Origin of the sequence: Campylobacter sp. CH278 (genome assembly GCF_004378845.1) — a bacterium.
In the GTDB taxonomy this organism is placed as follows: Bacteria; Campylobacterota; Campylobacteria; order Campylobacterales; family Campylobacteraceae; genus Campylobacter_D; species Campylobacter_D jejuni.
In genome coordinates this window covers 1-242 of record NZ_RYXZ01000052.1, presented here as the reverse complement: position 1 = coordinate 242, position 242 = coordinate 1, and the positions used below count along the sequence as shown (strand labels likewise).

Here is a 242-nt window from a genome sequence, read left to right as displayed (position 1 = left end):
AGTATAAGAAAAATGACTTACATGAGTACCTGTATCAACATAACCAAAGTCGTTAAGATTGAAGCGTTGATATAAAGGGTCATCTCTTAAAACTACACTTTTATTATCTAAAAAATGAACCAAGCTAGGATGAGTAGCACATGAAAGCACATTTAAAGAAGTTTTATTTTCTTTATTTTGAAAAAATCTTAAAGGCAAGTCTTCAAAATCTAAATTCGTCACATAATCAGGCACTATGCCTT

1 pseudogene is annotated in these 242 nt (G+C 30.2%); it reads right to left on the bottom strand.

The window, feature by feature from the left end:
- A pseudogene (locus ELQ04_RS08650) lies at positions 1-242 on the bottom strand (motility associated factor glycosyltransferase family protein); the annotation flags it as partial.